Origin of the sequence: Salegentibacter tibetensis, from assembly GCF_020164485.1 — a bacterium.
Taxonomy (GTDB): domain Bacteria; phylum Bacteroidota; class Bacteroidia; order Flavobacteriales; family Flavobacteriaceae; genus Salegentibacter; species Salegentibacter tibetensis.
Genome location: NZ_JAIQZA010000122.1, coordinates 1 through 385 on the forward strand (window position 1 = coordinate 1; position 385 = coordinate 385).

The following is a 385-nucleotide window of genomic DNA, read 5'->3' on the forward strand; positions in this document are numbered from 1 at the left end:
GTTGTCGTGAACTTTTGGTTCAAATATGTGAAGCAGAAGGAATAGAGATACTAAAAGGAGTTGTTAGTTCGGATCATGTTCACATGCATATTGAATATGCCCCTAAACTGAATGTAAGTAATATACTAAAGAAGTTTAAAGGGAGAACATCTAGAAAACTTCAACAAGAATATCCAAAACTGAAGGAAAGATATTGGGGGCAACATTTTTGGGCAAGTGGTTATGGAGTATGGAGTACAGGAAATATTACCGATGAGATGGTTAATGAATATTTGGAGCACCATCGTCGAGATTCGAGTGATAACTCCAATTTCATATTGGAATAGCTTGGGGACTTTCAGTCCCTAGTAAAAAAACCTCTGCACTTTGAGTGCAGAGTGGTTTA

At 37.1% G+C, this 385-nt stretch carries 1 protein-coding gene; it reads left to right on the forward strand.

Annotated elements, in window-relative coordinates; all coding sequences use genetic code 11:
• Window positions 1–326, forward strand: a 326-nt coding sequence (gene tnpA / locus LB467_RS18780; RefSeq protein WP_224475675.1) for an IS200/IS605 family transposase, incomplete at its 5' end; no start/stop codon positions are given.
• Window positions 327–385: the final 59 nt, after the last annotated feature.